Origin of the sequence: Lactobacillus sp. HMSC08B12, assembly GCF_001808415.1 — a bacterium.
Taxonomy (GTDB): Bacteria; Bacillota; Bacilli; order Lactobacillales; family Lactobacillaceae; genus Lactobacillus; species Lactobacillus delbrueckii.
On sequence record NZ_KV793150.1, the window covers coordinates 20,478 to 27,676 of the forward strand.

Consider the following 7,199-nt stretch of genomic DNA (forward strand, 5'->3'; position numbering starts at 1 on the left):
AATATTAAGAAACAAGGCGCAGTAGAAATAGCATAAGAGCAGGCTTTAGAGCCTGCTTTTTTGTGTGACAAGGGATGTTCTGATGTGGAATTAGTATAAAATAGAGAGTAAAAGATAATGCAACTGCAGTATATATGATATGTGCCAGAGTTTTGCAGAGATAGAAATGAATGGGGACTAACGAAATGGCTATTACAGAATACGAAGATAAGATTCAAGAGATTATTGACAAGAATGACCACGACAGTTTCATTACTGACTTTTTGAGCGTGTACGAAAAAATTCCACGTTCTACGATTACTAAACTACGTAAAGGGATTGGACGGGTCAATCTGTCTAAAGAACCTGGTGAGGTTTATTTAAAGAATAAGCTTTACTACAAGGAAACAGATCAACCGTTGATGCAAGTTTACGTTGACTTAGAAAGAAAAGTGAGCGATCTTGGATCTAAGCCACGCTATATTTTTGTGACTGACTTCAAAGACATTTTGGCAAAGGATACAAAGACTGATGATAGTTTGAGCATCAAGTTTGAAGATCTGCCACAGTATTTTGAATTCTTTCTTGCTTGGAATGGAATTGAAAAGGTGGATTTTGATAAAGAGAACCCAGCTGACGTACGTGCAGCTGAGCGTTTTGCTAAACTGTATGACATCATCACTAGGGATAATCCGACTGCTACCGCACATGGTTTAAATCTGTTCCTGATCAGATTGCTTTTTTGCTTGTTTGCTGAAGATACGGGGATGTTTAAGCGGGATGAGTTTACCAATGACATTATGGCCTATACTAAGGCGGACGGTAGTGATCTTGATGACTTTATAAAAAAGTTGTTTGAAAATCTGGATGTTCATGAAGAGCAGAGAGATGCTTCATTGCCGAGCTGGGTTAAGAAATATCCTTATGTTGACGGTGATTTATTTATTGAGCCGCACGAATCGCTCAAGTTTACGACTGAAAGCCGTACTAAGATTATTGATGCTGGCAAGAAGTTGGATTGGACATCAATTAACCCAGATATTTTGGGTTCAATGCTTCAAGCGGTAGCGAGTGAAGACAAGCGGAGCCATTTAGGGATGCACTACACATCGGTTCCGAATATCATGAAAGTAATCAAGCCCCTATTTTTAGATGATTTGAGGGAAGAGTTTGAAAATGCAAAAGGAAATGTAGACAGACTTAATGAGTTGTATGCTCGTATTGGGAAAATTAAATTTATGGACCCAGCATGTGGCTCTGGGAATTTCTTAATCATTACGTATAAAGAGCTCCGGCAACTTGAAATTGACATCCTTAAAGAGCTTAACAATATGGGGACTTCTACCATGTATGTCCCATCTGTAACGTTGGATCAGTTTTATGGTATTGAAATTGAGGATTTTGCCTGTGATGTAACTCGATTGTCACTGTGGATTGCAGAGCACCAGATGAATGTTAAATTGCACCAGGAAATCAAAGACGCAGTTCGTCCAACATTACCGCTTAAAAAGGCAGGGGATATTGTTTGTGGTAACGCATTACGGCTAGACTGGAGTAAGATCCTCCCACATGAAGAAAAAGATGAAGTGTATTTATTTGGGAATCCACCGTATTTGGGCTCAAGTTTACAAGATAAAAAACAAAAAGAAGATATGGAGTTACTTTTTAAATCAGTCTTGTCTAAGTATAAGAATCTAGATTATATATCATGCTGGTTTTATAAAGGGGCATGCTATATTACTGGTACAAAAGCAAAGTGTTCGTTTGTTTCGACAAATTCGATATGTCAAGGTGAGCAAGTTGGATTATTATGGCCAACACTACTGGATATGTCAGAAATATTTTTCGCATACCAGTCATTTAAATGGAGTAATTCAGCCAGAAAGAATGCTGGTGTCACTGTATCAATTATTGGATTAGAGAGTAAGGAAGAAAAGACAGAAGCAAGATGGATATATGCAGCTAATGGTATGAGAAGAAGAGCTGAAGAAATTTCACCATATCTGGTTGCAAGTAAAAGTGTCATTGTGCCTAGGACTGCTAGCCCTATAAATGGTTTCCCTAGAATGGTGAAAGGGAGTCAACCATCAGATGGAGGAAATTTAATATTAAGTCAAGAAGATGCCAATAAGGTAAAAGGAGAGATACCAAACAATATATTAAGGAGGTATGTTGGGGCTAAGGATTATATAAATGGCTATTCCAGATATTGTTTGTGGATGAACGACAAGACATACAAAGAGTATAAGAATGTCCCACTTATTCAAGACCGAGTAAGCAAAGTGTATTCTTTTAGGCAGAGCGCAAAATCTTCTGCTGCCAGAAAGGGTAGTACAACGCCTTGGGAGTTTTTACAACGAGGAGAATATGCTTCTGCGTACGGTGAAGATATAGTAACTAATAAACGGACGATAGTTGCGCCACGTGTTTCGTCCGAGTCTCGCATGTACATTCCATTTGGCATTGTTGATTCATCAGTTATTATTTCTGATTCTGCCATGGCGATTTACGATGCTCCATTATGGCTTTTGGGGCTCCTGGAATCACGTATACATATGACTTGGCTAAGAGCTGTTGGTGGTAGATTAAAGACAGACTATCGCTACTCTGCCGGACTTGTTTACAATACTTTCCCAGTACCAGAGATGTCTACACGACGCAAAAACGAAATTGAAAATCTTGTACTCAATATTTTAGACATCCGTGAAGAAGAGGGCGGCACTTTAGCTGAACTATATGGATCGCCATTAGCAGAAAAGAATCCGAAGCCAATGAATGCAAGACTTCTTGAAGCCCACCAAGAGCTAGATCGGGTTGTTGACAGGGCATATAAGCCGTCTGGATTTAAAGATGATGCTGAGAGACTTTCGATGTTGTTAGAGATGTATGCGGAAAAAGTTAAGGATGTGAAGTAGTATGTTGAAAAATGTTTCAGATAATATCGTAGAAATTAACTACCATCAAACAGGAAAAAGCACAAACACCAATGAGCTGGGGATGCGGGAAATGCAGGCGAAGGTCTACGCTAAACGTAATTCGCAATATCTTTTGGTAAAGGCTCCGCCAGCATCTGGTAAGTCACGTGCATTGATGTTTGTTGCTTTAGATAAATTGGCCAATCAGGGCGTAAAAAAGGTCATTGTGGCGGTTCCAGAAAGATCTATTGGTAAATCCTTTAAGAACACGGAACTGGCCAAATACGGCTTCTACGAGGACTGGATTGTTGATCCTCAGTATGACTTAACTTTACCCGGCGGAGATATGGGGAAAGTTGACAAACTAGTTGAGTTTTTGAAAAACGATGATCCTAGCGCCAGAATAGCAATTTGTACTCATGCAACTTTGCGCTTTGCGTATGAACGAATTGAAAACGATCATGTTTTTGATGATGTGATGGTTGCTATCGATGAATTTCACCATGTTTCTGCTGATGATAGCTCGGTTTTAGGACAAGCTTTAAAGAACATCCTACGTAATTCAACTGCTCATGTTTTTGCTATGACAGGTTCATACTTCCGGGGAGATTCAGCTCCAATCTTGACACCAGATGATGAAGCTATGTTTGATAAGGTAACCTACACTTACTATGAACAACTGGACGGTTACCGTTATTTAAAGTCTTTTGGTATTGACTACAAGTTTTATCAAGGCTCTTACTTGGAAGCCATTGATAAAGCTCTTGATACGACAAAAAAGACCATTGTCCACATTCCTAATGTCAATTCCGGTGAATCTACTAAAGATAAATATGGGGAAGTAGACGCAATTTTTGACGCAATCGGCAGCGTTGTTGGACAAGATGAAAATACTGGGATTTACACGATCAAAGATAAAGAGACTGGACAGCTGTTAAAAGTAGCTGATCTGGTTACTGAAGATGGGCGTGAGAAAGTCCAAGAATATCTGCGTACTATGAATTCTGCGGATGATCTAGATATTTTGATCGCCTTGGGGATGGCAAAAGAGGGCTTTGACTGGTCTTTCGCTGAACAAGCACTAACAATTGGTTACCGTCATTCTTTGACTGAAGTGGTACAGATCATCGGCCGTGTAACTCGTGATAGTTCTAATAAGAGTCACTCACAGTTTACGAACTTGATTGAACAGCCTGATGCAAAGAATGAAGATGTTGAATATGCTGTCAATCAGATTTTAAAGGCGATTTCAGCATCCCTGTTAATGGAACAAGTTCTTGCTCCACAGATTCATTTAAAGCCACGTAAACATGAACATGATCCTCAACCGAGTGATGATGATAATAATGGCGGAGCAAATATTTACGTCAAAGGTCTGGCTGAGATAACGTCAGATAAAGTACGTAACATTCTCGAGAATGATATGAATGATTTGCAGGCAGCAATTTTACAGGATAGTGCAGTTAAGAAAGGGATCGCAGCTGATGTTGCTGCCGAGGAAATGAACAAGATATTGATTCCAAAGGTCATCATGACTCGCTATCCTGACCTTACTGATGATGAAGTTGAGCAAGTCAGACAATACACTGTTGCTCAGATTAATTTGCAACATGCTGAGACAGATACTGCGGTTGATGAGCAGGGAAAGACCAATGACTTTTTGAAAATGGCCGATAAATTTGTCAACATTGATGACCTGGATATTAATTTGATTGACTCCATCAATCCATTCCAAAGAGCATACGATGTTATTTCTCAGAATATTAATAGTGATGTCTTGAGAAAGATTCAGAGCGCTATTGATGCAAATAAGTACAAGTTTGATGATCAAGAATTGATTTTTCTTTACCCTAAAATCAAGCAATTCGTTGTTGAAAATAGCCGTAAGCCAAGCAAGGACTCTCATGATGAAATGGAAGTTAAGCTGGCTTATGCTTTGTCAGCCTTGAAGGTGTTGAGAGCTAAAAAGGGAGCACAAAATGGACAAGCCAATTAGAAGTTTAGAGGACATCTTTGCGGATCCAGATGCGGCAACGCTGTTGGCTCCGGATAAGAAGCCAGTTATCAACTACGATCCAGACGTAGAAGGGTTCAAAGAAATCATTGACTGGGTTAAACAGCATGGTGGTAAAGAGCCACAAAAAACAATGGATCTGACTGAGCGTAAGATGTTCTCTCGCTTAAAGGGGATACGGAACAACCCAGATCGCTGTCAGAAGTTGAAAGAATATGATGAGCTGCATTTGTTGGGTGAGGCTGACGGTAGCAGCGAAAAAGAGAGAGAAGCAAAGGCTATTAAACAAGAAAAGATGGACTTTGATTCTCTAGATGATATTTTGACTGATGATTCTCTCTTATTTGACGATAGTCAGGAAGATATGGAATTGAACAGTAAGCTTTTTGACACCGCCAAATTTAAGCAAATACTGACAAAGAAACAGGAAGAAGAAAAATCTGTCCGGAATAAGATGGACGGCTTCAGCAAGTACGAGCCAATGTTCAAGCAAATTCAAGCTGGAATATCATCTGGTCAGCGTCAACTGGTTAAATTTCAGAATCCAGAAAAGAATCTCAAGGAGCACAGATTTTATATCTTGAATGGTCAATTGATCTATATTGAGGCAATTGGTGATCTTCAGCTTCGGGAAAGTAGTGATAGCAAAAGCCGTAAGGATGCACGGGCACACGTCATTTATGAAAACGGGACGGAGAACTTCCCATTTATCCGCGGGCTAGCCTCATCCTTATATGGAAGTAAACAGCGTCGCACGGTGCCAGGATACATTGTGACTGAACCTATGCAGAAGGAATATAAACTGACCAATGACGACTATGTGACTGGCTATGTTTATGTTTTGAAGTCACTTAGTCAGAATCCGCAAATACTTGAGATTGAAAAGGAACACGATCTATATAAGGTTGGTGTTACTGAAAATACAGTCGAAGAGAGGACTGCTAATGCTGAAAATGAACCAACCTATCTATATGCACCTATTCAAATTGTAGAAAAGATTAAAGTCATCAACCTTAACGCTAAGACGTTAGAAAAAACAATTCACCATGCTCTGGCAGAATATCGGCTGGATGTTGATATCAAAGCCGCTAATGGTAAGATCATCCATCCTATGGAATGGTTTGTTGTAGACTTAAACACCATTGAAACGGTTGTTGGCAAATTAATTACCCAATTAAGAGTTAAACAGCTTGATGGGATGCAAAATTAAGTTAGGTGAAAAAAAGAGCGAAGCACTTCAGTTGAAGTACCTCGCTCTTTTTATCTGCTTCTGTTTAGAAGTCACATACTGTTACTTACGAGTCAGTAAGATAAGCTTTGATTTACGTAATACGAAATCATGTTATAATAGAGATAGAAAACGTAATACAAAATCAAAAGGAGAGATTTACCATGCCAAGAGGTGGATTTAGGGAAGGGGCAGGGCGTCCGAAAAGTGGCCGTAAAGTTCATACGATTAGGGCAACTGATGATGAATGGAAGCTAATTAAAGCCTATGCTGAGCAAGTAAAATTAGGCAAATTGCCGGAATTATTAAAGGCGAAGGAAGTTAAGCTAGTTAAAGAGCCAAAAGCTGCTGTAAAGAAGGCGAAGAGAACTAAGAAACTTGGTCAACTGGCACACGCTACCATCATTTTTGGCAACCCGGAAAAGATCAAGTATGGTTGTTTTTTCTGTGTTCCAGATGGGAAGATGTACGCTATTAAAGCCTACTTCTGTCCAATAAATGAGGCGCCTGCAAGCGTATGGGATGCATTAGATAGGGTGGTTGTTACCTATGGCTACCTTGTGCCTACCCCAGGAGGCTGGACTTGGAAAAATGTAGATGGTCAAAGACTTTTAGGACCAGATCCAGAAATATTGTCTAGAAAAAAGACAATCAAAGCCGCATTCGCTTGTTGGCTATCTGAATTACTGGCAAATCAAAAGGCGGTTAGAGCTAAGGAACTTCAAGAAAGATAGATAAGACTGAGCTAAAATTTAACAAATAGTACATTCCTATAAAAATGAAATGACCTCCGAAATTAATGTTCTAATTTCGGGGGTCGTTTTAGTTAGTGTGACTCTTTTTATTAAAAAATATATTTGGATCGCTCTTCATAAACATGGAGGTCCCAACGCTTGACAATATTATTTTCAGAATAGAGTAGTTCACAAAGTGTATCAGCAATGGACGTAAAAACAAAGTCTTTTTCAATAATTTGGTGTTTTTGGAACTCTAAGTCGCTACAAAGTTTTCCGAAATCCCTAGATAATTTTTCTTTCGCCAATTGCAAGAATAAATTGAACAC

The 7,199-nt window shown here is 39.3% G+C and carries 5 protein-coding genes; 4 read left to right on the plus strand and 1 reads right to left on the minus strand.

The window, feature by feature from the left end; all coding sequences use genetic code 11:
- Nucleotides 1-185: 185 nt before the first annotated feature.
- The 4 genes from HMPREF3168_RS04765 (at nucleotide 186) to HMPREF3168_RS04780 (ending at nucleotide 6,870) form a co-directional block, all read left to right on the plus strand.
- Nucleotides 186-2,894 (plus strand): class I SAM-dependent DNA methyltransferase, encoded by a 2,709-nt coding sequence (locus HMPREF3168_RS04765; RefSeq protein ID WP_070488728.1) that lies wholly within the window; start codon nucleotides 186-188, stop codon nucleotides 2,892-2,894.
- A 1-nt stretch (nucleotide 2,895) separates the two neighbouring features.
- Nucleotides 2,896-4,890 (plus strand): DEAD/DEAH box helicase, encoded by a 1,995-nt coding sequence (locus HMPREF3168_RS04770; protein WP_070488716.1) that lies wholly within the window; start codon nucleotides 2,896-2,898, stop codon nucleotides 4,888-4,890.
- Complete coding sequence (locus tag HMPREF3168_RS04775; protein WP_070488719.1) at nucleotides 4,874-6,118, plus strand: GIY-YIG nuclease family protein; 1,245 nt, start codon at nucleotides 4,874-4,876, stop codon at nucleotides 6,116-6,118. The genes HMPREF3168_RS04770 and HMPREF3168_RS04775 overlap by 17 nt, the downstream gene beginning before the upstream one ends.
- Before the next feature lie 182 nt (nucleotides 6,119-6,300).
- Nucleotides 6,301-6,870, plus strand: a complete 570-nt coding sequence (locus HMPREF3168_RS04780) for a hypothetical protein (protein ID WP_070488722.1) — start codon at nucleotides 6,301-6,303, stop codon at nucleotides 6,868-6,870.
- A gap of 110 nt (nucleotides 6,871-6,980) precedes the next feature.
- Here the strand turns inward: HMPREF3168_RS04780 and HMPREF3168_RS10455 are convergent.
- Nucleotides 6,981-7,199, minus strand: a 219-nt coding sequence (locus HMPREF3168_RS10455; protein WP_210384545.1) for a hypothetical protein, incomplete at its 5' end; no start/stop codon positions are given.